This window comes from Polaromonas sp. P1_F1 (assembly GCF_056405795.1).
Map to the genome: position 1 here is coordinate 980,472 of NZ_JBFUBJ010000001.1, position 26,110 is coordinate 1,006,581.

General features: G+C 62.0%; 23 protein-coding genes. 4 read left to right on the forward strand and 19 right to left on the reverse strand.

From position 1 onward, the window contains the following. Positions 1-15: 15 nt before the first annotated feature. From rplO to AC1DZE_RS04810, 17 genes are all read right to left on the reverse strand, one after another. Positions 16-447, reverse strand: a complete 432-nt coding sequence (gene rplO / locus AC1DZE_RS04730; protein WP_411878481.1) for a 50S ribosomal protein L15 — start codon at positions 445-447, stop codon at positions 16-18. 13 nt (positions 448-460) lie between these two features. Next, on the reverse strand, positions 461-643 hold the full coding sequence (gene rpmD, locus AC1DZE_RS04735; RefSeq protein ID WP_122954340.1) for a 50S ribosomal protein L30: 183 nt from the start codon (positions 641-643) through the stop codon (positions 461-463). A gap of 13 nt (positions 644-656) precedes the next feature. Further along, on the reverse strand, positions 657-1,175 hold the full coding sequence (gene rpsE, locus AC1DZE_RS04740) for a 30S ribosomal protein S5 (RefSeq protein ID WP_457281394.1): 519 nt from the start codon (positions 1,173-1,175) through the stop codon (positions 657-659). 17 nt (positions 1,176-1,192) lie between these two features. Then, positions 1,193-1,558: a 50S ribosomal protein L18 gene (gene rplR, locus AC1DZE_RS04745; RefSeq protein ID WP_457281395.1), complete on the reverse strand. Its 366-nt coding sequence runs from the start codon at positions 1,556-1,558 to the stop codon at positions 1,193-1,195. Between the two features lie 11 nt (positions 1,559-1,569). Next, on the reverse strand, positions 1,570-2,103 hold the full coding sequence (rplF, locus tag AC1DZE_RS04750; RefSeq protein WP_477671927.1) for a 50S ribosomal protein L6: 534 nt from the start codon (positions 2,101-2,103) through the stop codon (positions 1,570-1,572). 25 nt (positions 2,104-2,128) lie between these two features. Then, a complete protein-coding gene (gene rpsH / locus AC1DZE_RS04755; RefSeq protein ID WP_371436766.1) occupies positions 2,129-2,524 on the reverse strand; it encodes a 30S ribosomal protein S8 in 396 nt (131 codons plus the stop codon). A gap of 18 nt (positions 2,525-2,542) precedes the next feature. Next, entirely contained in the window at positions 2,543-2,848 is a 306-nt protein-coding gene (gene rpsN / locus AC1DZE_RS04760) for a 30S ribosomal protein S14 (RefSeq protein ID WP_188709725.1), read from the reverse strand. An 8-nt stretch (positions 2,849-2,856) separates the two neighbouring features. After that, positions 2,857-3,429, reverse strand: coding sequence for a 50S ribosomal protein L5 (gene rplE, locus AC1DZE_RS04765; protein WP_092130238.1), 573 nt, complete (start codon positions 3,427-3,429; stop codon positions 2,857-2,859). Between the two features lies 1 nt (position 3,430). Beyond that, a complete protein-coding gene (gene rplX, locus AC1DZE_RS04770; protein WP_348045257.1) occupies positions 3,431-3,751 on the reverse strand; it encodes a 50S ribosomal protein L24 in 321 nt (106 codons plus the stop codon). A 9-nt stretch (positions 3,752-3,760) separates the two neighbouring features. Then, positions 3,761-4,129 (reverse strand): 50S ribosomal protein L14, encoded by a 369-nt coding sequence (rplN, locus tag AC1DZE_RS04775; protein ID WP_007869247.1) that lies wholly within the window; start codon positions 4,127-4,129, stop codon positions 3,761-3,763. 408 nt (positions 4,130-4,537) lie between these two features. After that, positions 4,538-6,124: a glycerol-3-phosphate dehydrogenase/oxidase gene (locus AC1DZE_RS04780; protein ID WP_477668671.1), complete on the reverse strand. Its 1,587-nt coding sequence runs from the start codon at positions 6,122-6,124 to the stop codon at positions 4,538-4,540. A 131-nt stretch (positions 6,125-6,255) separates the two neighbouring features. Further along, positions 6,256-7,986 (reverse strand): ABC transporter substrate-binding protein, encoded by a 1,731-nt coding sequence (locus tag AC1DZE_RS04785; protein ID WP_477668672.1) that lies wholly within the window; start codon positions 7,984-7,986, stop codon positions 6,256-6,258. A gap of 84 nt (positions 7,987-8,070) precedes the next feature. Further along, complete coding sequence (locus AC1DZE_RS04790; protein ID WP_477668673.1) at positions 8,071-8,379, reverse strand: DUF2160 domain-containing protein; 309 nt, start codon at positions 8,377-8,379, stop codon at positions 8,071-8,073. Between the two features lie 127 nt (positions 8,380-8,506). After that, positions 8,507-9,319: a carbohydrate ABC transporter permease gene (locus tag AC1DZE_RS04795; RefSeq protein WP_477668674.1), complete on the reverse strand. Its 813-nt coding sequence runs from the start codon at positions 9,317-9,319 to the stop codon at positions 8,507-8,509. Continuing rightward, positions 9,316-10,206: a carbohydrate ABC transporter permease gene (locus tag AC1DZE_RS04800; protein ID WP_457281401.1), complete on the reverse strand. Its 891-nt coding sequence runs from the start codon at positions 10,204-10,206 to the stop codon at positions 9,316-9,318. Before AC1DZE_RS04800 ends, AC1DZE_RS04795 begins: the two co-directional genes overlap by 4 nt. Then, on the reverse strand, positions 10,203-11,282 hold the full coding sequence (locus AC1DZE_RS04805) for an ABC transporter ATP-binding protein (RefSeq protein ID WP_477674020.1): 1,080 nt from the start codon (positions 11,280-11,282) through the stop codon (positions 10,203-10,205). Before AC1DZE_RS04805 ends, AC1DZE_RS04800 begins: the two co-directional genes overlap by 4 nt. A 39-nt stretch (positions 11,283-11,321) precedes the next feature. Beyond that, complete coding sequence (locus AC1DZE_RS04810) at positions 11,322-12,407, reverse strand: ABC transporter ATP-binding protein (protein WP_477668932.1); 1,086 nt, start codon at positions 12,405-12,407, stop codon at positions 11,322-11,324. Between the two features lie 267 nt (positions 12,408-12,674). Between AC1DZE_RS04810 and AC1DZE_RS04815 the strand changes: the two genes are divergently transcribed. Genes AC1DZE_RS04815 through proC form a run of 4 tightly spaced genes read left to right on the forward strand, consistent with a single transcriptional unit; the run spans position 12,675 to position 17,066 of the window. Continuing rightward, on the forward strand, positions 12,675-13,442 hold the full coding sequence (locus AC1DZE_RS04815; protein ID WP_477668675.1) for a DeoR/GlpR family DNA-binding transcription regulator: 768 nt from the start codon (positions 12,675-12,677) through the stop codon (positions 13,440-13,442). Between the two features lie 48 nt (positions 13,443-13,490). Then, entirely contained in the window at positions 13,491-14,984 is a 1,494-nt protein-coding gene (gene glpK, locus AC1DZE_RS04820; protein WP_477699836.1) for a glycerol kinase GlpK, read from the forward strand. Between the two features lie 54 nt (positions 14,985-15,038). Continuing rightward, positions 15,039-16,223, forward strand: a complete 1,185-nt coding sequence (locus AC1DZE_RS04825; RefSeq protein ID WP_477699837.1) for an esterase-like activity of phytase family protein — start codon at positions 15,039-15,041, stop codon at positions 16,221-16,223. A gap of 6 nt (positions 16,224-16,229) precedes the next feature. Continuing rightward, entirely contained in the window at positions 16,230-17,066 is an 837-nt protein-coding gene (proC, locus tag AC1DZE_RS04830) for a pyrroline-5-carboxylate reductase (protein WP_477668678.1), read from the forward strand. A gap of 213 nt (positions 17,067-17,279) precedes the next feature. Here proC and AC1DZE_RS04835 read toward each other — a convergent pair whose 3' ends face one another. Both AC1DZE_RS04835 and AC1DZE_RS04840 read right to left on the reverse strand, forming a co-directional pair. Continuing rightward, the gene (locus tag AC1DZE_RS04835; RefSeq protein WP_477699838.1) at positions 17,280-20,042 is read right to left on the reverse strand and encodes a beta strand repeat-containing protein; all 2,763 of its coding nucleotides are present in this window, start codon (positions 20,040-20,042) and stop codon (positions 17,280-17,282) included. Then, a complete protein-coding gene (locus AC1DZE_RS04840; RefSeq protein WP_477699839.1) occupies positions 20,039-26,080 on the reverse strand; it encodes an SdrD B-like domain-containing protein in 6,042 nt (2,013 codons plus the stop codon). Before AC1DZE_RS04840 ends, AC1DZE_RS04835 begins: the two co-directional genes overlap by 4 nt. Between the last annotated feature and the right edge of the window lie 30 nt (positions 26,081-26,110).

Consider the following 26,110-nt stretch of genomic DNA (forward strand, 5'->3'; position numbering starts at 1 on the left):
TTATCCAGTCAGGTATTAAGCGACAGAGCCGCCGGCGGCTTCGATCACAGCCTTGGCAGCTGCCGTGGCAGAAATGCCGTTCAGCTTGACTGCCTTGGTCAGTTCACCGGTCTTGATGATCTTGACGTTCTTGGCGAGCTGGCCCACCAGGCCGGCAGTCTTCAGAGCCAACAGATCGACTTCGGCCAGGCCGAGCTGCTCCAGCGCGCCGAGGGTGACCTCGGCGTTGAACTTCAGCAAATGCGACTTGAAGCCGCGCTTGGGCAAGCGACGCTGCATAGGCATTTGACCGCCTTCGAAGCCCACCTTGTGATAACCACCGGAGCGGGACTTCTGGCCTTTATGACCACGTCCTGCCGTTTTGCCCAGGCCAGAGCCGATGCCGCGACCAACGCGTCGTTTGGCATGTTTGGCGCCTTCGCTAGGCTTGATTCCGTTCAATTCCATGATGAGTCTCCGCTCAGACAATCTTGACCAGATAGCTGATCTTGTTGATCATGCCGCGCACTGCGGGCGTATCCTGCAATTCGCTGACGCTGTTGACGCCACGAAGGCCCAGACCGCGCACAGTAGCGCGATGCGATTCCTTGGTGCCAATCGGGCTGCGAACCAGCTGGACTTTGACTTTGGTTTCTTTGGTCATTTTCAATGCCGCCTTAGCCGAAGATCTCTTCGACCGATTTGCCACGTTTGGCCGCAATTTCAGAAGCGGTCGTGGAATTATTCAGTGCGTCCATGGTGGCGCGCACCATGTTGTAAGGGTTGCTCGAACCATGGCTCTTCGCCACGATGTCGGTGATGCCCATGACTTCGAAAACGGCGCGCATTGGACCGCCAGCAATGATGCCGGTACCCTTGGGAGCCGGCGCCATCATGACGCTGGCTGCACCGTGGTGGCCGAAAACATTGTGGTGAATGGTGCCGTTTTTCAACGAGACCTTGGTCATGTTGCGGCGCGCTTCTTCCATCGCTTTTTGCACGGCTGCCGGCACTTCTTTCGACTTGCCCTTGCCCATGCCGACGCGGCCATCGCCGTCACCCACGACGGTCAACGCGGCGAAACCGAGGATACGACCGCCCTTCACGACTTTGGTCACGCGGTTAACCGCGATCATTTTTTCCTTCAGACCATCGTCTGGAGCGTCGTTTTGCTGTTTTGCTTGAAACTTAGCCATACTTAATTCCAGTCTGCTTAGAACTGCAAACCAGCTTCGCGAGCCGCCTCAGCCAACGCTTTGACGCGGCCGTGGTACGCAAAACCGGCGCGATCAAACGCCACTTTTTCAACACCTGCTGCTTTTGCCTTTTCGGCAATGCGCTTGCCAATGGCTTGCGCAGCAGCAACGTTTCCACCTTTACCCGAAGCGCCGATTTCCTTGCGGACTTCCACTTCCGCGGTGGAAGCAGCAGCCAGGACCTTGGTGCCGTCGCCAGAAATAACGCTGGCATAGATATGCAGATTGGTGCGATTCACGGTCAAACGGGCAACACCTTGCGTAGCAATGCGAATGCGGGTCTGGCGTGAACGACGAAGGCGCTGCTCTTTTTTGGTCAACATGATGCAGCTCCTTATTTCTTCTTGGTTTCTTTGATCGTGATCTTCTCATCCACATAGCGGATGCCCTTGCCCTTGTAAGGCTCGGGAGGACGAACAGCACGAACTTCAGCGGCGATCTGGCCGACGCGCTGGCGGTCGGAACCCTTGATCACCACTTCCGTGGGAGTCGGGGTTGCAACGGTGATGCCAGCAGGCATGTCCATGATCACAGGGTGCGAATACCCCACGGTCAGGTTCAGCTTGGTGCCCTGGGCCTGGGCCTTGTAGCCCACGCCGACCAGGCTCAATTTTTTCTCGAAACCCTTGGTGACACCCGTCACCATGTTGTTCACGAGCTGGCGCATCGTGCCGCTCATGGCATTGGCTTCACGCGAATCATTGGCCGGCACAAAAGTCAGCTTGCCTGCATCGTTCTTGATGGTGACAAGCGCGTTCTGCGTCAGCGCCAGGGTGCCGAGAGCGCCCTTGACATTGATCTGGTCTGCTTTCATGGCCACGTCCACACCCTGAGGTACGGCCACTGGCATTTTTCCTACACGAGACATTTCAGTTTCTCCTCAAATGCCGCCGTTAGGCCACGTAGCAAAGCACTTCACCACCGATACCGGTAGCGCGGGCTTTACGATCCGTCATGACACCTTGCGGAGTCGTGACAATTGCCACACCAAGGCCGTTCATGACCTGGGGGATGGCACCATGGCCTTTGTAAACACGGAGGCCGGGGCGGCTGACGCGCTCAATGCGCTCAATCACGGGCTTGCCTGCGTAATACTTCAGGGCGATTTCCAGCTGGGACTTGCCTTCGTCGGTCTTGACGGAGAAGCCATCGATGTAGCCCTCATCCTTCAATACCTGCGCGATGGCAACTTTGACTTTTGACGACGGCACCAGCACGACGGCTTTTTCAACCATCTGTGCATTGCGGATGCGGGTCAACATGTCGGCAATAGGATCACTCATGCTCATTTTGTGGTTCTCCTATGCTTACCAGCTTGCCTTGGTGATACCGGGGATATCACCAGCAAAAGCCAACTCACGGATCTTGGCGCGAGCCAGACCAAATTGACGGAAAGTACCGCGTGGGCGGCCCGTGATCGCGCAGCGGTTGCGCTGGCGGGTCGGGTTCGCGTTGCGGGGCAGTTTCTGCAGCTCGAGGCGAGCCAGCTGACGCTCTTCGTCAGAACGCTTGGCGTCGTTGGACGTCGCCTTGAGTTCAGCGTATTTTTTGGCGAACTTCGCGGCGAGTTTCTCGCGCTTCAGTTCACGTTGCAGTAAAGCTTGTTTTGCCATGTCCCGCCTCAGTTCTTGAACGGAAAACGGAAGGCGGTGAGGAGTGCCTTGCACTCTTCATCGGTCTTTGCCGTTGTGGTGATGCTGATATTCAGGCCGCGCAAGGCGTCAACCTTGTCGTACTCGATCTCAGGGAAAATGATCTGCTCTTTCACGCCGATGTTGTAGTTTCCGCGGCCATCGAAGGCCCGGCCGGAAATACCACGAAAGTCACGCACACGGGGCAGGGCCACGGTAACGAAACGATCGAGGAACTCATACATCTTCACGCCGCGCAGGGTCACCATGCAGCCGATAGGCAGGTCTTCGCGGATCTTGAAACCGGCGATAGCCTTCTTGGCCTTGGTCACGACAGGCTTCTGGCCGGCAATCTTGGTCATGTCGCCGACGGCGTTGTCCATAACCTTCTTGTCAGCAACAGCCTCGCTCACGCCCATATTGAGCGTAATCTTGGTGATACGGGGAACCTGCATGGGCGAGGTGTAGCCGAATTTCTCAATCAGGCCGGGGGCGATTTTTTCGCGGTACTGAGCTTGCAGGCGAGCCTGCGAAGCGGCTTGTACAGGTGCGGTCTTTGCCATGTTATGCAACCTTGATTTCTTCGCCACTGGATTTGAAGACGCGCACTTTTTTGCCGTCTGCCAGGAGCTTGATGCCAACGCGATCCGCCTTGCCGGTAGCGGCATTGAAGATTGCCACGTTCGACTGGTGAATCGGCATGCTTTTTTCGACGATGCCGCCGGTGGTACCCTTGAGGGGGTTGGGCTTGGTGTGTTTTTTCACCAGGTTAATCCCATCCACCAGCACATAGCTGTCATCTTTGCGCAGCGAAATCTTGCCGCGCTTGCCTTTGTCGCGACCAGCGATCACGATGATCTCGTCGCCTTTACGGATTTTATTCATGGCGAGTCCTTACAGAACTTCAGGAGCCAGGGACACGATCTTCATGAACTTTTCAGTGCGCAGTTCGCGCGTCACTGGTCCGAAGATGCGGGTGCCGATTGGCTCCAGCTTGGCGTTAAGCAACACTGCTGCGTTGCCGTCGAATTTGACGAGCGAACCATCGCCACGGCGAATGCCCTTGGCGGTGCGAACGACCACAGCGCTGTAAACCTCGCCTTTTTTGACGCGGCCACGCGGAGCGGCTTCTTTGATGCTCACCTTGATGACGTCACCAACGCTGGCGTACCGGCGCTTGGAGCCGCCCAGAACCTTGATGCACATCACGGACTTGGCACCCGTGTTGTCAGCAACATCGAGCTTGGATTGCGTTTGAATCATTTAAATGTGTTCCCAACTTGCACCGGAAGGCAACCCCTTGGGATTACCAGCCAATCAGTCTTGGGCCTGTCGTCCACACCGCAAACCACTTGCAGTGCTTCCGTTAGGCAGAATTCCTCGCCTTTTTAGAGCGAAGCCCACGATTATGACCGAGCGAAAAGCCACTGTCAACCGCTTGTTGTGAAAATATCCCCACAATAAAGCGGCGGCCCCTCCAGAAGCCCGGGGGAGCCCCCGGGTACCGGCCACGCTTCGCGCTTATGCCGCGGGCGGATTTTCAGCATTAAATCCGGCCTCAGGCCAATAGGGATGCGCGCAACCAGCTATCAAAAAGAGAGCAAAAATCTGCCCGGGCATCCAATTTTGCCCGCCTCCTTCCTCCTTTGCAGGACGGCAACTGGCGGCAATTCAGGCTGGCAGGCTGAGGTATTGGCCACACAGCGTCAGGAATTCATCCAGCTGCGGATCCACGCCGTTTTCCTGCTGCAGCAGAGTGGCCACTTCCGGCGCCAGGGTTCTGGCCAGTGCCGCATCGAGAAACAGCAGACGGGAACGCCGTGCCAGTACGTCTTCAACGGTGCGGGCATATTCATGGCGGGCAGCGAAACGCACCATTGCCTCCGTCAGCCCACCGCCTAATTCGCGGCTGGCACCCGGCAGGTTTTCCATGGCGGACGCCTCGCTGCCATACAGATGAGACCCTGGCGCCTCGCTAATTTTGTGATTCGAATTGTGAGCGCCAACTAACTTCAAGTTTGTGGTGACGCCGGCCCCGCGTGTTGGCAGCAACGCCGCGCCAAAACATTTGTCCAGCACGTCTTCCGCCATCGCCCGGTAAGTGGTCCACTTCCCTCCCGTCACCGTGACCAGGCCGCTTTTGCTGACCAGCACCGTGTGCTCACGCGACAACGCCTGGGTGCTTCCGGCATCCTCATCCGGCGGCTTGACCAGGGGCCGCAACCCCACCCAAATGCTTTTAATGTCAGCCGGGCCGGGCGCGCGGCTCAGGTAGCGAGCCGATTCGCGCAGGATGAAGTCAACTTCTTCGCGGAAAGGCAGCGGCTCGCGCGCCAGGTCGTGGCGCGGCGTGTCCGTGGTCCCCAAAATGGTTTTACCCAGCCATGGCACGGCAAACAGCACCCGGCCGTCGGCCGTCTTGGGCACCAGCAGGGCGTGGTCGCCAGGCAAAAACGAGCGGTCCACCACAATATGAACACCCTGGCTGGGCGCCACCATGGGCTTGGCGTCCCGCCCTATGGCTTGCCCATCCTGGAGCCGCAGCTGGTCCACCCAAACGCCAGCCGCGTTCACCACGCAGTTCGCCCTGAGTTCAAACGTACGACCCGTTTCCTGGTCCCGCGCATGCAGGCCGACCAGCTTGCCGCCCTCATGGATCAGGCCCGTTGCCGCGCAGTAATTCACCAGCAACGCGCCCTGACGTGCCGCGGTGCGGGCCAACGCCAACGCCAGCCGCGCGTCGTCAAACTGGCCATCCCAGTACTTGACGCCGCCCTTGAGATCTTGAGCCTGCACTGTCGGCAGGCAGGCAAGGGTTTCTTGCCGGTTCAGGAATTCCGTGGCGCCCAGGCCCGCCTTGCCGGCCAGCGCGTCATACATCTTGAGCCCGATACCGTAGAACGGCGCCTCCCAGAACTTGTAGGAAGGCATGACAAAGGGCAAGGGCTGCGCCAGATGCGGCGCATTGGCCAGCAGCGTGGTGCGTTCGTGCAAGGCCTCACGCACCAGCGAGATATTGCCTTGCGCCAGGTAGCGCACGCCGCCGTGCACCAGCTTGGTGGCGCGGGACGATGTGCCCTTGGCAAAGTCGTGCGATTCGACCAGCACGACGGAAAATCCGCGGGCGGCCGCATCCAGTGCGACCCCCAGGCCGGTAGCGCCGCCGCCAATGATCGCGATGTCGTAGTGGTGCGGCTCAGCAAGCCGGGCCATTAAATCCTGGCGCCGCGTTTGCGCGGGCGCTAATTCAGTCGTCATGGGCCTTGCTTCCCGTTTTCATACAAACCCATTGGTAAAAGAGCGCCGAGCTTACCCTGCGCTTGTTGCAATAACCTCAATCCCGCAAAAAAACGGACCGTGCAGCACTTGCGCACTGCACGGCCACGCGATCAGCGTACTTTTCCGTCTTTCCAGGCCTGCAGCAACTTGTCGTAGTTGATGGTTTCGCCCTTGGGCTTTTCATTGGCCAGCTTGGCCCATGGCGCACCCTTGTCGCTCAGCCACTTGGCAGGGTCACCTTTGGGGTTGAGCTTGGGCGCGCAGTGGGCCATGCCGGCGCGCTCAAGGCGGCCCATCACCTGATCCATCTCATCGGCCAGCGTATCCATCGCACCCTGCGGGGTCTTTTCACCCGTTACGGCCTGGGCCACGTTCTTCCACCACAGCTGCGCCAGCTTGGGGTAGTCGGGTACATTGTTGCCCGTCGGCGTCCAGGCCACACGGGCCGGACTGCGGTAGAACTCAATCAGGCCACCGTAATTGGCGGCATTTTTGGTGAAGTACTCATGGTGGATGTCGCTGTCGCGGATGAAGGTCAGGCCCACCACCGACTTCTTGGCCGAAACGGTCTTGGAGGTGATGAACTGCGCGTACAGCCAGGCCGCGGCCACCTTGTTGGGGTCATGGTCCTTGAAGAAGGTCCAGCTCCCCACGTCCTGGTAGCCGTTTTGCATGCCCTGCTTCCAGTAAGGGCCATTGGGGCCAGGCGCCATGCGCCACTTCGGCGTGCCGTCGGCGTTCACCACAGGCAGTCCCTTCTTGGTCATGTCGGCGGTAAAGGCCGTGTACCAGAAGATCTGCTGGGCGATCTGCCCTTGGGCCGGCACCGGGCCGGCTTCACCAAAGGTCATGCCGCTGGCCTCTTTGGGCGCGTACTTCTTCATCCAGTCCACGTACTTGGTCAGCGCGTAGACCGCAGCAGGTGAATTGGTGGCCCCGCCACGCGCAACAGAGGCGCCCACAGGCGTGCACTTGTCGGCCGCCACGCGAATGCCCCACTCGTCCACCGGCATGCCGTTGGGGATGCCCTTGTCGGCGGTGCCGGCCATGGACAGCCAGGCGTCGGTAAAGCGCCAGCCCAGCGAGGGGTCCTTCTTGCCGTAGTCCATGTGGCCGTAAATCGGCTTGCCGTCTATGGTCTTCACGTCGTTGGTGAAGAACTCGGCGATGTCCTCATAGGCGCTCCAGTTCAGCGGCACCCCGAGGTCGTAGCCGTATTTGGCCTTGAACTTGTCCTGCAAGTCCTTGCGCGCAAACAGGTCGGCACGGAACCAGTACAGGTTGGCGAACTGCTGGTCGGGCAGCTGGTAGAGCTTGCCGTCGGGCGCCGTGGTGAAGCTGGTACCGATGAAGTCCTTGAGGTCCAGGCCCGGGTTGGTGTATTCCTTGCCCGCACCGGCCATGTAGTCGGACAGCGCCAGGATCTTGCCATAGCGGTAGTGGGTGCCGATCAGATCGGAGTCGGAAATCCAGCCGTCGTAAATCGATTTGCCCGACTGCATGGAAGTCTGCAGCTTTTCAACCACGTCGCCTTCCTGAATGATGTCGTGCTTGACCTTGATGCCGGTGATTTCCTCAAAGGCTTTTGCCAGCGTCTTCGATTCGTATTCGTGGGTCGTGATGGTCTCGGACACGACCGAGATTTCCTTGACGCCCTTGGCCTGCAGCTTCTTGGCCGCATCGATAAACCACTTCATCTCAGCCTGCTGCTTGTCCTTGGACAACGTAGAGGGCTGGAATTCGCTGTCAATCCATTTTTTCGCCTCAGCTTCGCCTGCCCAGCCGGGGCTGGCCATGGCACATGCCGCAGCCAGGGCCAGAGCCGTATAACGCATCTTCATGATTTGTCTCCTCATTGGTTCACTCCCCGTGGTTGAAGGCTTGTTCGGCTCCGGGGAATATGAGCCGGGTTCCTTTTCTGACTTCTATCCCTTGCGCATGACGAATGCGAGCAAGGCCATTGACAACACGAAGCTGATCCAGATCGACGGATCGCCCTCCAGACCCAGCCACCCGGCCAGCTTGCCGCTGATGCCGACAAAAATCAGGTTGACGTAGGCCGCACTAAGCAGGCCGATAAAAAGCCGGTCACCACGGGTAGTTTCCAGCGGCAAAAAGCCGCGCCGCATCGTTGTCGGGGATTTCAACTCCCATACCGTCATGCCCACCAGCATCAGCACGATGCAGGTAAAGAAAATTGCCACCGGCGTGGTCCAGGCCATCCACTCAAACATCTGTCATCTCCTTACTTGGCGGCATCAGCACCGCAAGTGAATCCGTGCAAGTGCCATCGCGGAACCGGCTTTGCCGGGCCGCAGGTGGCGCCCCCCTTGGGGGAGGCGCCGAAGGCGCTTCGGGGGGTCACACTCTTCCCATTGCGAAGCCTTTTGCGATGTAGTTGCGTACAAACCAGATCACGATGGCGCCCGGCACGATGGTCAGCACGCCAGCCGCTGCCAGTGTGGCCCAATCCATGCCGGATGCCGACACCGTCCGTGTCATGGTCGCGACGATGGGCTTGGCGTTGACGCTGGTCAGCGTGCGCGCCAGCAGCAGTTCGACCCAGCTGAACATGAAACAGAAGAACGCCGCCACGCCGACACCGGCCTTGATGAGCGGCAGGAAGATGCGTACAAAGAAGCGGGGGAAGGAATAGCCGTCGATGTACGCGGTTTCATCAATCTCACGCGGAATGCCGCTCATGAAACCTTCCAGGATCCACACCGCCAGCGGCACGTTGAACAACAGGTGCGCCAGGGCCACCGCGATGTGGGTATCCATCAGCCCCACCGTGGTGTAGAGCTGGAAGAAAGGCAGCAAGAACACTGCAGGTGGCGTCATGCGATTGGTCAGCAACCAGAAGAACACATGCTTGTCACCCAGGAAGCTGTAACGCGAAAACGCGTAGGCGGCCGGCAGGGCTACAGTCACCGAAATCACGGTATTGATGGCGACATAAATCAGGCTGTTGATGTAGCCCGAATACCAGGACGGGTCGGTAAAAATGGTCTTGTAGTTGTTCCAGGTGAACTCCTGGGGAAAGAACGAGAAGCTCGACAAAATCTCGGCATTCGTCTTGAAGCTCATGTTGACCATCCAGTAGATGGGCAACAGCGCGAACAAAATGTAGGCAATCAGGAACAGCGTGCGCGCCTGGAATTTCGGTGTGTTCATTCCACGCCCTCCTTCTCTTGCGTACCGACGCGCTGCATCCAGTTATAGAGGATGAAGCACAGCAGCAGGATGATCAAAAAGTAAATCAGCGAGAAAGCCGCCGCCGGGCCCAGGTCGAACTGGCCGACGGCTTTTTGCGTGAGATATTGCGAAAGGAATGTCGTGGCGTTGCCCGGCCCGCCACCCGTCAGCACAAAAGGCTCGGTGTAAATCATGAAGCTGTCCATGAAGCGCAGCAGCACGGCAATCATCAGCACGCCGCGCATCTTGGGCAGCTGGATGTAGCGGAACACAGCGAACTTGCTGGCGCCGTCGATGCGCGCGGCCTGGTAGTAGGCGTCCGGAATCGAGCGCAAGCCCGCGTAGCCCAGCAGCGCCACCAGCGGCGTCCAGTGCCAGACATCCATCATGAGCACCGTCACCCAGGCGTGCGTGGCATTGCCGGTGTAGCTGTAGTCAAAGCCCATCTTTTGCAGCATCGCGCCCAAAAGGCCAATGTCAGCCCGGCCATAGATCTGCCAGATAGTGCCCACCACGTTCCACGGAATCAGCAGTGAGAGCGAAACGAGCACCAGCACCAACGAGGCCTTCCAGCCTTGCGCCGGCATGGACAGCGCGAGTGCGATGCCCAGCGGAATTTCGACCGCCAGCACGGCCAGCGAGAACGTCAGTTGCCGCCAGAGTGCCGCATGCAGTTCTTCGTCACGCATGACGGATACAAACCACTCAGTGCCGACAAACACGCGCCGCTCGGGCGAGATGATGTCCTGCACCGAATAGTTAACCACGGTCATCAGCGGCAGAATGGCGGAGAACGCCACGCAGATGATGACGGGCAGCACCAGCAGCCAGGCCTTTTGATTAACGGGCTTAGTCGTCGTGCTCATGCATCCACCAGTTCGTCATTGAGGTACAGGCAGGTGTGTGGCCCCATCACCTGCAGCCAGACCTCCTCGCCAACTTGCGGCGCGCGGGAAGCCGGGTTCAACCGGGCCTTGATCGTGTGTTCACCGATCCGCGCCGTCAGCATCCAGTGCGTGCCGATGTCCTGCACCAGCGTGACAGTGAACGGCAGCGCCGCCGGGTCACCCGGCGCCGTCTTCGCCACGTATTCAGGGCGCACACCCAGCTTGAGCTCGCCGTCGGGCATGGCACGTTCAGGCGGGAGCGCCAACGGCCGCTCCGCGACGCGTAGCGCGCCACCGACGACGGTGGCCGGCAAGAAGTTCATGCCGGGCGATCCGATGAAGTGGCCTACAAACGTATGGCGGGGGCGCCCAAACAGTGCATCGGCCGAGCCCGTCTGCACAGCGCGGCCGCGCGTCATCACCACCACCTCTTCGGCAAAGGTCAAAGCCTCCACCTGGTCGTGTGTCACATAAATCAGGGTGAGCTTCAATTCATGGTGAATCTGCTTGAGCTTGCGCCGCAGTTGCCATTTCAGGTGCGGGTCGATCACCGTGAGCGGCTCGTCAAACAGCACAGCAGACACATCGGGCCGCACAAGGCCGCGGCCCAGCGAAATTTTCTGCTTGGCATCTGCTGCAAGCCCAGCCGCGCGGTGGTTGAGCTGGCCGCTCATGTCCAGCATCTCGGCAATTTCACCAACGCGTTTTTTGATCTGGTCTTCCGGCACCTTGCGGTTGCGCAGCGGAAACGCCAGGTTTTCAGCCACAGTCATGGTGTCGTAGATCACCGGGAACTGGAACACCTGCGCAATATTGCGCTGCTGCGGCGAGGCGTGCGTCACATCTACGCCGTCAAACTTGACCGTGCCCTGCGACGGCACAAGCAAGCCCGACATGATGTTGAGCATGGTGGTCTTGCCGCAGCCTGAGGGACCAAGCAATGCATAGGCGCCGCCATCGCGAAAACTCATGGTGAGCGGGAGCAACGCGTAGTCGCTGTCCTCGCGCGGATTCGGCCGGTAAGCATGGGCCAGGTCGAGATCAATACGCGCCATAAGGCCTCCACAACACGGCAGCCGATGCAAAAAGGTGCTTCACGCAAGTCCCCCCCTGCGCTCTGGCGCCAGCAGCAAAGCGCCGGTTGCATCAAAGACATACACCTGGGCAGGGCTGAGAAACAGCGTGATGGGCGCACCCAACTCAAAGTAATGCACACCGGTCAGTTGCGCCACCAGTTCGCCCACCGCCGTGGCAACGTGGACAAAAGTGTCGGAACCCGAAATTTCAGCCAACTCGACCTTTCCCGGCAACGCCACATCACCCTCACGCTTTTGGACGCGCAGGGCGCTGCCGCGAACACCGGCCGTGAGGGTGGCCAGGTTTTGCGCCGGCGCATCGGGCAAGGCCAGCGCCAGGGTGGGCCCTGCCGCCAGCTGCAATCCCTGCGCTGCGGGCAGTGCCGCTATCAGATTCATGGGCGGATCGCTGAAGGCACGCGCAACGCGCAAGGATCGTGGCGAGTGGAAGACCTCGGCGGTCGGGCCGTACTGCAGCAGTTCACCACCGTCCATCACAGCGGTATAGCCCCCCAGCAGCAGAGCCTCGCCAGGCTCGGTGGTGGCATAGATCACGGTGGAATCGCCGGCTGCAAAAAGCTGGGTCAGCTCTTCGCGCAATTCCTCGCGCAGCTTGTAATCCAGATTGACCAGCGGTTCGTCCAGCAACATCAGGGGAGCCCCTTTGGCCAGTGCGCGTGCGAGGGCCACCCGCTGTTGCTGCCCACCCGACAGCTCGGCCGGGTAGCGGTCCAGGAACATCTCGATGTGCAGGCGTTCGGCCAGTTTGCGCACCGTCTGATCGATGTCTTTTTCCCCTCGCAGCTTCAGCGGCGAGGCGATGTTGTCCGCCACCCGCAGCGAGGGGTAGTTGATGAACTGCTGGTAGACCATGGCGACGTTCCGCTCGCGCACCGGCATGCCGGTCACATCGGCGTCGTTCACCATGACTTTCCCCTGCGTGGGGACATCCAGGCCCGCCATGATGCGCATCAGGCTGGTTTTTCCGGCCTGCGTTGCGCCCAGCAGCACCGTGACTTCGCCGCTGCGCGGCGCCAGGTTCATTTCATAAAGCCATTGTTCGGCGCCGACTTTTTTGCTGATGTGGTCCAGGGTCAGCTGCATCACGCGCCTCTTCTGAACAACCGGCCGTCCCAGGCGCGTTGCAGCGACCCAAAACGGCGGTGGGGCCTCTGTGCCAGGGCATTGGCAGGCAGACAAAAAGAAACAGTAGACAAGAGGAAGGCTCCCGGCGAAACTTTGAGGAAGTTCGGTTTTTTTCTATTTTTCTTCTTTTTTGATTGTTTTATCTACTTGTTTTCCCTTATCTGTTTCCTTTTGTTTCGATATAAAGTTTCCAGACCTCCACGATTCCTTCAAACTTGAACCCGCGTGAACTCCAACCCCAGGCAAATCAAGCTCCTTGACGTCGTGCGAACCCACGGATCGGCCTCCGTCGAGCAGCTTGCAGAAAAATTGGACGTGACCTTGCAGACCGTCCGGCGGGATGTGCAGCGCCTGGCGGAAGCCGGCCTGCTGACGCGTTTTCATGGCGGCGTGCGGGTACCCAGTTCCACCATCGAAAACATTGCCCACCGCCAGCGTGAAAGCCTTCACGCCGAAGGCAAGGCGCGTATCGCGCGCGCAGTGGCCAGGCGTGTTCCGAACGACTGCTCATTGATCCTCAATATCGGCACCACCACCGAGGCCATCGCCAAGGCCCTGCTGCACCACAAAGGGCTGCGGGTCATCACCAACAACCTGAATGTGGCCGGCATCCTGTGCAGCAATACCGACTGCGAAGTCATCGTCGCCGGTGGCGTAGTGCGTTCGCGCGACCGGGGCATCGTGGGCGAGGCGGCGGTCGACTTCATACGCCAGTTTCGGGTAGACATCGCGATCATCGGCATTTCAGGGATCGAGCCTGACGGCTCCCTGCGCGACTTCGACTACCGCGAAGTCAAAGTTGCCCAGACCATCATCGAGCATGCCCGCGAAGTCTGGCTGGCGGCAGACAGCAGCAAGTTCAACCGGCCCGCCATGGTGGAGCTGGCCACGCTTTCCCAGATTGACCGGCTGTTCACCGACATGCCTCCGCCCGAGCCATTCCCCACCTTGCTGGAAGAGGCGGACGTCAACTGTGAAGTGGCCCACTCCTGAGCCCCGCGCACTTGTGCGCGCCTGCCACCCTTTCATACACTCCAGCGCATGACATACCTTCTTGCACTCGACCAGGGAACCTCCAGCTCCCGCAGCATCGTGTTTGACGAACACGGTCACATCGTGGCATTGGCCCAGCAGGAGTTGCCGCAGATCTACCCCAGGCCGGGCTGGGTCGAGCACGACCTGATGGAGATCTGGCGCACCCAGCTGGCGACAGCGCGCGAAGTGCTGGCCAAGGCGAACATCAAGGCCAGCGACATTTGGGCACTGGGCATCACCAACCAGCGCGAGACCACCGCCCTCTGGAACCGCAAGACCGGCCTGCCGGTTCATCACGCCATCGTCTGGCAGGACAGGCGCGCGGAAGCCACCTGCGCCGAGTTGCGTGAGCGCGGCAAGGAAAAGCTGATCCAGTCCAAAACCGGGCTGCTGATCGACGCCTATTTTTCCGGTACCAAGCTCAAATGGCTGCTCGACAACGTGCCCGGCGCCCGCGCGCAGGCCGAGCGCGGCGAACTGGCCTTCGGCACCATCGACAGCTGGCTGATGTGGCAACTCACGGGCGGCGCGCTGCATGCCACCGACGTCAGCAACGCGTCGCGCACAATGCTGTTCAATGTGCACACCAATCAGTGGGACGACGAGCTGCTTGAGCTGCTGGGCATCCCGGCTTCGCTGATGCCCAAGGTATTACCTTCGAGCGCGCATTACGGCGAGGTGCGCCCCGATCTGCTGGGCCATGACATCCCCATCGGAGGCGTCGCCGGTGACCAGCAAAGCGCGCTGTTCGGCCAGGCCTGCTTCAAGGCCGGCATGGCAAAAAACACCTATGGCACCGGCTGCTTCATGTTGATGCACACGGGCAGCCAGTTTCAAACCTCACACAATGGCCTGCTGACCACCAGCGCAGCCCAGGCAACAACCCAAACGCAGTTCGCCACCGAAGGCAGCGTGTTTGTTGGCGGCGCCGTGGTGCAGTGGCTGCGCGACGGCCTGCACGCCATCAAGGGCAGCGCCGAAGTGCAGGCGCTGGCCGAAAGCGTGCCTGACTCAGGCGGCGTGATGATGGTGCCGGCCTTCACCGGCCTGGGTGCACCCTACTGGAAACCGGATGCGCGGGGCACCATCACCGGCCTCACGCGCGGCACCACCGTCGCCCATATCGCGCGCGCCGCACTCGAAAGCATCGCCTACCAAAGCGCCGCCCTGCTGCAGGCCATGAGCCGCGACGCGGTGAGTGCTGGCGCCGCACCTGTTGCGGAATTGCGCGTAGACGGCGGCGCCTGCGTCAACGACCTGCTGATGCAATTCCAGGCCGACCTGCTGGGCATACCGGTGATCCGCCCGGCGGTCATTGAAACCACCGCTCTGGGCGCCGCCTACCTGGCAGGACTTTCCAGCGGCGTCTACAGCAGCACCGACGAGTTGTCCGGCATGTGGCGCGCCGAGCGCAAGTTTTTGCCTACGCTGGGCGCGGACCGGGCCGCTGAGCTGATGGCGCGCTGGGAGCAGGCGGTGCGGCAGACCGTGCTGCAGTAAGCGCAGCCCTGCCCTGTCACATTTCCCACAGGTGCGGCCGCTAGACTTGGCTGCATGAACCCCTATGTCACAGCACCCTCCAGGCGCCGGCTGGTCCTCGGAGCCGGCGCAGCCGCAGTGCTGGGCCTGGCCGGCGGCAAGGCACCGCAGCCGGCAGCAGCGGCCACGCAGCCGGTCCACACACGTCTGCGCCTGATCGGTGAATCCCGCATTCCACACCGGTTGCAATTCCAGGGCACCACGGTGGGCGGTCTCTCAGGCATTGACTACGACGCCGCCAACAACCTGTATTACCTGATCAGCGACGACGCCTCCAGCATCAACCCCGTGCGGTTTTACACCGCACGCATCGCGCTGGACATGAACAGCCTCGGCCAGCCGGAATTGCTGAGCGTCACCCCCCTGCGCCAGGGCGACAGCAGCACGTATGAGGCCGCATTGCGGGGCATGCAGCCCCCCGACCCGGAGTCGATTCGCTGGCGCCCGAGCAGCCAGACGCTGCTGTGGGTCACTGAGGGGCATTCCCTGACGGGCGTGGCGCCGGAGCTGCGCGAAAGCCGGGCTGACGGCACGATGGTTCGCGAATTTACGCTGCCGCCCATGTTTGAGTTTCATCTCATCCGGGGGCCGCGCGTCAATCTGGCGCTGGAAGGCCTGGCGCTGACACCCGATGACAAGACAGCCTGGATCGCCATGGAAAACGCCTTCCGCCAGGATGGACCCGTACCCACGGTGAAAGCGAAGGGCGGTCCTTGCCGCTTCACCCAAATTGACCTTGCCAGTGGGAAAGCATTGCGGCAAATTGCGTATGTGCCCGACGCCATTCCGCGCGCACCTGTTGCGCCGGCCACCCAGGCCGACAACGGCGTGGTGGAAATCCTGATGCTCGATGCCGACCGCATGCTGGTGCTGGAGCGGGCCTATATGGCCGGCTGGGGCCCGCAGGCAGGTAACTCGCTGCGCCTGTACCTTATCGACACCCGGCAGGGATCCGACACGCTCGCAACGCCTGTCCTGCAGACTGGCACCTATCGCGCGGTGGACAAAACACTGATCGCCGACTTTTCCACCTTCACCGGCCCGGGGCCCGGCCTCCGGCTGGAACGTCTGGACAATACGGAAGGCATGGCCTGGGGCCCGGTACTGCCCAACGGAAATCGCAGCCTGGTCTTCATTAGCGACGACAATTTCAGCTCCCGGCAAATCAGCCAATGGCTGGCCTTTGAATTTTTGGATTGACAACGCATGACCTCCAATTCCCGTACAAGCAACGAACACATCGCCTTCATAGGCGGCGGCAACATGGCCAGCGCCATCATTGGCGGCCTGCTTAAGCAAGGCATGCCAGCCAGCCAGATCCAGGTGGTCGAGCCTTTTGAGGAGCAACGCAACAAGCTCATCCGGCAATTCGGCGTGCAGGTGCATGAAAAACCCGGCGCGCCACTGGCCAGCGCCGGCCTGGTGGTCTGGGCTGTAAAGCCGCAGACATTCAAGGATGCAGCGCTGCAAACACGCTTTCACACCAAAACCGCCCTGCACCTGAGTGTGGCAGCCGGCGTGCGGTCCAGCAGCATCGCGCGCTGGCTGGGCACCGAGCGCGTGGTACGCGCCATGCCCAACACGCCGGCGCTGGTCGGCAAAGGCATGACGGCGCTGTTTGCGCGGGATGCCGTGACAGACGACGACAGGCTGGGTGTCGAGCAGGTGGTCAAGCCCACGGGGGATTACCTGTGGCTCACCGAAGAAGCCCACTTGGACGCGGTCACCGCCATTTCGGGCTCCGGCCCGGCCTACGTCTTTTATTTTGTGGAAGCCATGATCGAGGCAGGCACGGACATGGGCCTTGCGCCGGAACAGGCGCGCAAGCTTGCCGTCGGCACCTTTGCTGGCGCTTCGGCGCTGTTGGCGGCGTCCGACGAGACGCCCCAGACCCTGCGCGCCCAGGTCACGTCCAAAGGGGGCACCACCTACGCCGCGCTGACCTCCATGGAGCAGGACCGCGTCAAGATGCTGTTCATGCGCGCCATCCACACGGCAAGGCAACGCGCCGGTGAACTGGGTGATGAGTTTGGCGCGGGCTGAAGAGGTTTAAGAGGAAACCTCCTGCAACCCAATGCAGGAAAGCGCAAGCAGCTATCTATTTAGGAGCTTAGGAACTCAGCTCATCTGGTGATGAGCTTTGCTTCCCAAACCCCAAACTTAATAGCTGCTCAGGCACATATTCGATGTCAATGGCCAAAACGACAGAACAGCCTGAAAAAAGCTGTTTTCCGCCTCTGTGAGCGCCTGGGAAGCCTACTGATCGACCTTGACACGGTAAGTGACGACGATCTGTGCCCCAGAGGCCAGCGAACCGGTAAAAGTCCACTTCAATGCCCCCTGCGCGTTCACGGCCGGTTGCGTGGTCACCGTGCAGCCCGTGATGCCCGTGGGCAGCACGCCCGGACAGGCGGTGGAGACGAAGCCGGTGAACGCCGGGGTGGAGTCGCTCACAAACAGCGTGGACAGCGCCTGTGTGCCGTTGTTGGTGGCCGTCAACGTGTACTGCAGCGTGTCGCCAGGGCTGGCGTTTACGCTGGTGGCCGAGGCGATAGCCTGGGTGACGTTGCTCACCAGCTTGGCCAGCGACAGGTCGCCAGCCTGGCCAACGGTGGTGATATCGGTGACAAGCAGGGTGCTGACGCTGAGCGCCGGGCTGGCGTTGGTGTAGCTGAAGGCCGCGCTCAAGGTTACGTTGTTCTGCGCGCCCTGGCCGGCCCCAGCGGGTACGAACTGCTTGACGATGAGGCAGACGGTCTGCCCGGCGGTGACGGTGAGAGCTGTGGTGACCTGCGCCTCGCTGGCCTCCAGCGCTGCGTTGCAATTGCTGTCCTGATACAGCACCTGGCTCCACGCAGGGCTGGCCGGCGTGGCGGTGTTGACCATCGAGAAGGTAACTTGCCCGCCGGTGCCAGCGGTGTAGGTGTGGGCGTAAAACACGACCGTGCCAGGCTGGGCGGTCTGCGCGCCGTTGGGGCTCAGGGTGTTGGGCCCCACCATGCCGAAGCTGATGCCGGTGCGGGCCAGGCCGGAGCCGGCGGTGTAGCTCACACTCGGGCGGGTGTAAGTGCCGCCCGTGGTGCCGGCCGAGCCGCCGGTGGCGGTGTAGCCGGAGGGCAGCACGGGCGTGAGGACCACGGTGCCGCTGGTGGCACCGGGAATCCACAGAATGAAGCTGCCATCGCTGGCCGTGGGTTCGGTGTCCACCGTCGTCGCACCCTGCATGGCGTTGACGGTGATGCCGGCCAGGCCGGGCTCCGTCCCGGCCTTCACGCCGTTGTTGGCGGTGCCGCCGCCCGCGCCGTTGTCGGCAAACACGGTGCCGCTCAGCGTGCTGCCGCTGTACAGGCCGAAATTCTGCGGTGCGGGCGGCGCACCCACGATGCTGAATTGGATCACCCCGGTGGGATTCTGCGTACCGATGAAGCCGGCCGGATATGCAGCCGCGATGTCGCTCAGCGTGTTGTTGCCGTCCACGATCAGGCAATAGTTGCCCTGCTGTATGTTGGTGAAGCTGTAGGCGCCGGTGGTCAGGTTGACCGATGCAGCCACGGTGGCCGGCCCCGTGCAGGTGCCGCCCGTGCGCGGCGCAAGCTTGACCCACAGTGCAGTGGCCCCGCCTATGCCGGCCTCGCCCGCATCCAGGTTGCTGTTGTGGTTGGGGTCGCTGTAAACGTTGCCGCCGAAACCCAGGGCTACCGTACTGACCACGGGCGCAGCGCAGCCGGCGCTCGGCGTGTTGGCAGCCGTGCAAGTGGTCGGGGTCGGTGGGCTGGTGCCGCCGGCCGGGTCTACGGCGGTGTAGTTGGTGACCGTGATGTTGCTCGTCGGTCTTGCCGTGATCTGCAGCGTCGAGGTGCCGCCGCTGGCTGTGATGGCGCCAACGAAATTGCAGGTCACCAGCGTGCCGCCGGCATTGGCCGCGGTCGAGCAGGTCCAGCCGGTGCCGCTGCTGCTGACGTAGGTCATGTTGACGGGAAGCTGATCCACCACCCGCGCCACAAAGGCCGGCGTGGTGGTGGTGGTTGCCACGGTAAGGGTGTAGACACTGTTGATGCCCACCTGCAACGCAGGGCTGGGCTGCGACTTGGTGACAGTCAGCGTGGGGTAGATGGGCGTGATGGTCACGGAGCCGTCGCCACCGGGATTGCCGGTGCCCGGCGCCGTGTTGCCGGGGACGGTCGCGCCGCCCGCGCCACCCAGCGACGCGGTCACGCTGAAAGCCGACACCGACACCGCGTCGCGGCAAGATCCGCCGCCCGTGGCCTGAGCGGTGGTGTTGGTGGCGCTGCTGTCCACCAGTTCCGCGCCGCCCACACCGGCCGCGCAACCGGCGCCGCCGCCGCCGCCGCCCGAGCCGTCGCCGACGCGTGTCGCGCCGGCGCTACCCGCTGCGCCCGGCAAGGTGCCTATCGTCGTCGTCGCGGCCAGCCCGGGGCGGCCCGCGATGTTGAGCGCGCCGCCCTGCCCGCCGCCACCGCCGCCGGCGATGATCAGCCTGGCATTGGCGGCCGTGGCCACCACGCTGGCGGCACCGCCGCCGGCACCGCCGCCGGACCAGCCGCTGCAGCCGGCCTGGCCACCGGAGCCGCCGGCCCAGCCCGGAGCACCGCCCGCAAGGCCGCCCGCGCCCGCCGCGTTGGCGCAGGTAAAAGCACCTTGCGATGTGTTGCCGGGCCGGCCACCCTGTCCGACGGCCACGTTGAGCACGGTGCCCGGGGCGATGTAATACGTGCCCGTGGCTCGCGCACCCGCGCCGCCAGCGCCGCCGTCACCGCTCAAGTCATTGCCGCCGCTGCCACCACCCGCGCCGTTGGCCTGGATGATCACGCCGCCCGCGCCCGCCGGCACGGTATAGGTCTGCAGGGCGCCCGTGTAATTGAAAGTTGTCTGTGCCATCGCGCCAGTCGCGGCCAGCAGCATGACGGCCACGGCCCATACCAGGCGCGCCCACTTGCTTGCCGGTGAGGATCGGCGGGGCGCATACGAGGAAAGGCCTGGACACTGAAAAAACATCATGATTTGGGGCCCGCCGTGTTGGAAGGTGAGGCAGTGGCCGCGCCAGCCGGTTCAAACACATTCTCGTCAAACTTGAAGCGTACACGCAGGTAGACACCACGCTGGGTGTAGGCCTCGCCCGCCAGGTCAGCGGCCCGGAAGCCCTTGATGTTGTAGCCCAGTGACACCCACATGTTTTTCCAGGCCAGATAGCCGACTTCCACGCCCACCGCGGTCTCCGCGGCGCCGTTACCCCACATGCGGTAGGCCTGCAGGCTGACGTCCCAGCGCTCGGTAAGGTCCCAGGTGGAACGGCCGCCAATCAACTGGGTAAAGGAGCGGCTGCTGATGCCGTTGGACTTGTCGCGGCCCCATTTGGCGGCATAGCGTGCGCTCGTCACCCAGCTGCGGCTGGGCTGGATATTGAGGTGGGTGGAAAGAATCAGCCCGGACTCATCGCGGCTGACGCCTGGGCCCAGGGTGCTGTCCGAATCCTTTTTGTATTCGATGCGACCCAGCGCATTCCACACGTCGGTGCTTACCGGGCGATAGGCCACACCGGACTGCGCCGTGATCAGTTCACGCTTGCCGCCCGTGGCGCCGAGGTTGGTCTGCTCGCTGTAGAGCGCGCGGTTGAGCAGGGTCCAGCTGTCGTCCAGCTTGTTGGCCAGCGCGCCCGTCAACAGCCAGCTGCTCGAAGTGGCCGATGTCTGCCACTGTACCTGGCCGGACGCCTTCCAGGTGGCCGCGGCCGTGTAGTCGGCTCCGATGGTGACGGCGCTAGAGTCGTCGATGGTCACACCCGACAACGGCTTAATGCGTTGCAAGCTGGCTGTCAGGCCGACGCCATTGTCCAGGCGCCAGAGCCTGCGCAGTCCGACCGCAGCCTCGCTGCTGCGGCCGTTGATGCTGTCGCCCATGCGGTATTCATTGAACAGCTGCGTGCTGTCCGACAGTTCCGTATTGAGGCCGGCAACGGTGGTGTATTGCGAAGTCGACGCATTGAGCGTGTAAATGCTTTTCAGGCTATTGATGAAGTCGTGGCGCGCATACAGGCGCGTTGTGGAATTAATGGCATAGTTGCCGCCGACGCCGACCTCCCGGCCGCCGCTGCCGTCGATCGCGTATTCGGCCAGGCCGTAGACGTCGGCTTGGGGCACATCCGGAACCGGCACCGTCACCTTGACCCGCGCCGTGGTGTAACCCACCTCCTCGGACGAGCCTGAAGCCAGCGCCGTGGCGGAAGGCGTCACCGGAACGGTACTGCCAGGCAAGGCCGGACCGGAAAGCGCAGCGGCGGTGTTGGCGCTGCTGTAGCGCACGCCAACTTCCACCTTCACATTTCCGGGCAGGCTGTGTTCGAGCTTCAGGTCCGCGCCGGTTTGTGCCGCGCCTGTCACGCTGTTGGCAGTGCGCAGCGCTTCAGCGACAAGCCTGTTCTTGTCATCCACGGCGTAACCGATTTTTGCGCCGTATTCAGACTGGCCGGCCGACTGCACGCTGTTGGGGTTGTAAAAACCCGCACTGGTGCGCGCACCCCAGACGCGCGCCTGCAGCGCCTGGTCGTCATGACGGACTTCCACGCGCTGGCCTGAGCCGTTGCCCTGCAAGTCTGTACTGCTGCGGGCGATTTCACCGGTGGCCACGGTTTTTTCGCCCAGCTTCGCCGTCACGTTCAGTCCGCTGAGGTTCTGGCGATTGGCGGGGTCGGTGTCCTGCACCGCCGTCGCGCCGAGCGATATACCCGGAAGGACTTCCAGGCGCGCATCGGCGCCGGCGACCGTATGCTTGGGGCCGCCCGAGTCCACCGAATAGCTGACCCGCACGAAGATCGGATTCAGGTCGGTGTCCACGCTCGGAACCGGAGTCTTGAGCAGAAGCTGACCGCTGAAAGGTTCGATTTCGTAGTCGGTGAACTGCGCCAGCGGTGTGTCATTGATGATGACTGATGCCTGGCTGCGGCTTCGCGTGAGGATGTCGACTTGCTGGCTGTTGACCACACCGTTGATGTTGAGCCGGAACGGCCCGGAAGTGCCATTGGCGCGGAATTCCTGCACCAGCTGTGTCGTCGCCGTGCGGCTTGCAAAACCTTCCACGGTCACAGCACCTTCCTGGTAACGGCCCTTGACACCGTTCAGGGCGCGCGCGTATTGCGTGAGCTGACGTGCGGCGTTGTCGCTCTGGGTTGAATAGTCGCCCAGCAGTGCGTAGTTGGTGCCGTTTTGCAGCATCACGTAGAGCTTGCCGGTGGACTGGGCGTCAAAGCCACGCGCCGACGAATCGCCATACACCGGGTAAAACTGGTTGGGCTGGATATCGCGGAACAGCGCCGTATCGGAAGGCTTGTCGGAATCGTAGGCCAGCGTCAGCAGTGAAGAACCGAGCACCTTGCCTTTGAGGAACAGCGCAGTCCGCGCAGCCGCTTCGCCCTTGCCACCCGCAAAGCTGCGCGACGTGCTCCGGATCTGCCGTTCAAAAACATCGCCGCTTTGCGCGGGTTGCAATGCGGAAGGATTGAGGCTGCGCAGGTTGAGCGTGCCCTCCACAATACCGGCCGCAATCATGGGCCGCAGGTTGGGCATGAACTCGATGGCCGCCACAGACTTGACGGTGCCGCTGGCAATACCAAGCTCCGCCTTTCCGGGCTGGGCGGGTGGCAACAACAAAAAGCGGCCCTCACCACCTTCAACAAAGACCTGCGTGCCGGGCTGGCGTGCATCCAGGTCGGGAGTCTGCCACTGGCCAAGGCTTGCCTGCAGCGTCACTTGGGTTCGCACGGCCACCGGCAGGCCTTGCGCATCGCGCAGCGAAATGGTGACAGGGACGGCAGTCGCACCGTCAGCAATCAGCTGCGCAGGCGCGCCAACTTCGATCTTTGCCAGGGCACCGGGAACCAGGATCGTGACTTGCGCCGTTCCGCGTGCATTGCCAAAACCGTCTACAGCGCGCACACCCAGCGTATTGCGGCCGGGCCGGAGGTCAACACCGATGTATTCCCAGGCGACGACGCGGTTCTTCTCAAGGCTGCTCTTCTTGCCTACCTGTGTGGCGGGTACCAGTTGCCCATTGAGGGTGACCTCAAACGTGGCGCCTAGCGGGCCTTTCACCCGGACGCGGGTCTGGGCTGAAGGCAACACCTGCTCGTTGACCAGCCCGACAAAACCAGTTTCACCATTGAGCTCCGGCAGGAGCTCTTCCAGTGGAACAACTGCCTGTAGCGATTCGGCACCGGAAACCGCCGAAGGTTGCGCGGCCTCCGACACAACCTCCAAAGGCGCGTAAATAGGTTTTGGCAACCCCTGGGCGTTAGGCGCATAAGGTCCGCCCGGATCGCCCACGGCGCCCAGGGTGCCCGGCAGCGGTGCCGCCGAACCTGCGGGGGTATTGTTTTTCTGTGCTCCGGGCAGACCGAGCGCGCCGCTGGAGGGAAGCGTCCGGCTGTCCACCGTCGCCGCGCCGCGGTTGGCCTGCAGCAACAGGCCTGCGGCCTGGGCGATCTCCGAAGAATTGCCTAACGCTTTGCGGCGCAGAGCGATCTGCTCCTGAATGGCGGCCGTGCACTCGGCGATGGCAAAGTCAGCTTTGTGGAGCTCGCCATTGGTCAGGTCCACAAAACGGCTGGCCGCATCAAGGGCATTTCGATTGTTGAGTACCAGGAGCGAAGCACCAGCAGGCAATGTGATGCTGTCGATCTTGGCGACATGGGTGCGTGGCTCCAGGCCGTAGAAACTGTATTTGCCTTCCTCGTCCGTCACGGCATAGGTGCCGTCTTCCAGATAAATCCGAACGCCCGGAATGCCTGGCTCACCCGCATCCTGCACACCATTGCGGCTGCAATCGGCAAACACCTTGCCGATCACATAGGCTTTGTTGGAAAACACACCACCGACGACCTGGACGCGAACGCTGGACCGGTTGGACCGCACCACGCCGCTGGCAGCCTGCGCCGTATTGATGCCGTCACCGCCCTGGCTGCCCACGCCGACGCGCACGCGGTAAGTCAGTGTCGGCTGCGAGCCAGAGGCGATGGCGCCCACCGCAAACTGGAGGCTGGGACCCGCACCGCCTGAAGGGTCTGCAACGGGCACGCCGTTGAGCCGTGCCGTGCCGCGCACATAGGCGAAGCCTGCAGGCAGGCTGTCGTTGACCACAACACCGGGGAGCGCCCCTGCGCTGACGTTGTTAAACTTGATCGAGTAGTCAACAAAGTCCCCGATTTCTGCTGTCTTCTTGTTGGCTGTTTTCTGGATAAACAGGCCACCCGCATTCGCACCCGGATCCAGGGGTACGTCGAAATGCACAGGCGCACCCGCCACGACGAAATTGCCCCCGTAAGAGCCCGGTGTATCGATCAGCCGACCCGCAGGCTGTATCCCGGCAGGAAGCAGCGATGGAAAGGTGAAGCCCGCCGGTTGGGTGATTACCAGCCGGTATGTGCTGTTGGCCACCAGCGGAAATTCATAAAACCCGTCGGCAGCTGTCACGACAACGCTGGGAGCCGGCGTTACCCCATCTATCTGGAACACGACGGCTGGCCCACCGGGAACCCCGCCATTGCCGGCACCGGTGACGTCGATCAGCGCTACCGTGGCGCCGGCAACAGGCTGGTTGGTGGATGAATTGAACACGATGCCGGAAGGATCCACCAGCAGCGTGGTCGTCGCCGAGACGGTGATGCCGCCGCAGGAGGAAATCGTGGCTGTCACCGTGTCGTTTCGCAGCACTTCCAGTATGCCGTCGCCGGAAGCCACGATGTGCGTCGCCGCATTGGCTGTGGGAACATTCGGCATGATGCGGAAGATGCCAGTGTTGGGGCCGGTTTCCACAGCCGTAAAGGTTTCCGAATCTCCCGTAAGCCGGCTCACCAGCGTGATGGGCACCGTACCTACTGTCGTGGAGTCAGCGTTGCACACAGCAGCATTGGCCTGCACAAACAGTGGATGGCCCGGCGTACCGAGGGCGGTCCGGTTGGCATAAGAGGCGTTGCTGTAGAAAAGGATGTCTGCCGCGTATGCCGGCAACGGCAACACCACCATATTGCTGGTGGTGGTCAACGGTGCAGCGGCGTCAGTCCAGTCCGCATAGGCCGTGCCCGACACATTGCCCGACGCGTTTGTGTTCACGCTGACATTAAATGTTCCCTGGAACAATCCGCCCTGAGGCAACGCGGCAATGCCCCAGGCAACGGCGTCCACCGTGGCACCACCGGGTATTGCCGTGACATAGCTGTTGGTCGCTCCGCCCAGCAGGTGGTACAGCGTCTGGGCACCGGGACTGGTAGACGGCAGGGCCGAGACAAAGGCCGTGTTGACCGGCACCGGGGCGCGCAGGATAAAAAGCGTCACTGGTGCGCCATTGACAAGCACATTCGCCGGGCTGGCCGCCATGTTTCCGTTGTTGATGGCCCTTGCGGTAAAGCTGAGAGCACCACCCTGAGTAGCGGTGGCCGACGAGGCTGAGTAGCTGACCTGGATTGCCGCACCATTGGTGAGATTGATCGTATCGGTGTTGGTCGCGCTGGCCCCCTGGACCTGGCTCAACGCACTCAGGGTAATCTGGGCCGTCTGGCCGGGCGTCGCGCCCGGCGGGATCTGGCCCGTGATCAGCAATCCGGCATTGGCGCCAACGGCAACCATCACAGGACTTCCGGCAGGAACCACGGGTTCACCCGCATCCACTAAACCGTTGCCATTGACGTCCAGCACCACCTGGAGATTGAGCGGTGTGAAGGCGCTGCCGCCGGACACACTGGCCGTGATCAGGTAGTTCGTGGTGCTGTTGCCGGTGTTGGCAAGGTTATGGTTGATCGTGAATGACGAACCTACGCCGATCAGCAGGTTCTGGCTGGATGCCAGCGTGAGCGCTTCAAGCGTCGCCACCGTGGTGTTCACGGTGTTGGAGTTGAGGTGAACCGTCAGGCCCGTCGCCGCGTCCACAAAAGTTGCTGTCGCCGTGTTGCTGATCACCGTCCCTGCCGGGGTCGGCGCTGCCTGTGCTGCTGCCCAGAAGAGCAGCAACATGCAGGAGATCAGCAGCTTGCGCAGCGGGCGAGGAAGCATGGTTGATGGGCTTGTTGTTCGGTTTTCGAC